Origin of the sequence: Streptomyces sp. NPDC089915, assembly GCF_040684675.1 — a bacterium.
GTDB lineage: Bacteria > Actinomycetota > Actinomycetes > Streptomycetales > Streptomycetaceae > Streptomyces.
The window spans coordinates 1-1,022 of sequence record NZ_JBFBGN010000437.1; the positions used below are offsets into that span (position 1 = coordinate 1).

The following is a 1,022-nucleotide window of genomic DNA, read 5'->3' on the forward strand; positions in this document are numbered from 1 at the left end:
CGCCGTTCGGCGCGTCGCCCCGCTTGTGCCGGGCCCCCTGTACGTAGCCTCGTGGTCTCACCTCACCGGCAGGTGCCGGTCCTCGTGAGACCTCTTCCCGGCCGGTTCGGCTGACAGCCGTTCGGCCGGCCCCCATCGCCTTCCTCGCCGGGCCGGGTTCGGCCGGGACCTGCGGAGTACCCATGGACGTTCACATTGACGCGGGTTGCGGCCCGTTGGCCCTGCTGCGGGGCGGACCGCCCGGAATGCCGGAGCTGTTGCGGCTGCCGGCAGCCGAGGCGAATGCCTCGCGGCTGGTGGTGGCCTATTACGGGCGGCACCAGCACTTCGAGCGCACCGAGGACTCGGAGACCGTCGACGGCACCGTCCTCCCGGTCTTCCGGTTCACCTACAGCACGGCGATCGCGGAGTAGGCGCAGGAGTAGGAGCAGGAGGAGTCGAGCATGTCAGCAGTACACAAGGAACCCATCGCGATCCTAGGAATCGGCTGCCGGTTCCCCGGTGGCGTCACGACACCGGAGGACCTGTGGGAGCTGGCGGCCGACGGCCGCCACACCGCGGGACCCGTCCCCCCGCAACGGTGGAACGCCCGGGACCTCGGCGCGCTGCACGATCCGGACGAAGCGCGCCGGGCCGCCATCGGGTGCTTCCTCGACGGCGACGTGTGGGCCTGGGACGCCGCCGCGCTCGCGGTGGCCCCGGCCGAGCAGCGCTGGGTCGACCCGCAGTTCCGCCTGCTCGCGGAAGTCGCCTGGGAGGCCGTCGAGCACGCCGGGGTACCGATGGGGGTCATGCGCGGGTCGTGCACCGGCGTCTACGTCGGCACCTACGGGCTCGACAACGTCTTCCGCGAAGCCAGGCCCGCCGAGGACGCCCCGAACAGCCCTTACCTGTTCGGGAACTTCACCGCCGGGGCGGCCGGCCGAACGGCTTTCGCCCTGGACGCCCGAGGTCCGGCCATGGTGATCAGCACCCACTGCTCCTCCGGTCTGGTGGCCCTGGACGTGGCGTGCACGGCGCTG

The 1,022-nt window shown here is 72.0% G+C and carries 2 protein-coding genes; both read left to right on the forward strand.

The genetic code is table 11. The features are described from left to right. Nucleotides 1–182: 182 nt before the first annotated feature. Nucleotides 183–413, forward strand: a complete 231-nt coding sequence (locus AB0O29_RS36435) for a DUF5988 family protein (RefSeq protein ID WP_365160863.1) — start codon at nucleotides 183–185, stop codon at nucleotides 411–413. A 30-nt stretch (nucleotides 414–443) separates the two neighbouring features. Further along, nucleotides 444–1,022 (forward strand): beta-ketoacyl synthase N-terminal-like domain-containing protein (locus AB0O29_RS36440; RefSeq protein ID WP_365160866.1); only part of this gene is annotated, 579 nt, incomplete at its 3' end.

What these genes read in the sequence shown, in the direction of transcription:
- AB0O29_RS36435 (WP_365160863.1), top strand. Translation starts at nt 183, where the DNA reads ATGGACGTTCACATTGACGCGGGTTGCGGCCCGTTGGCCCTGCTGCGG.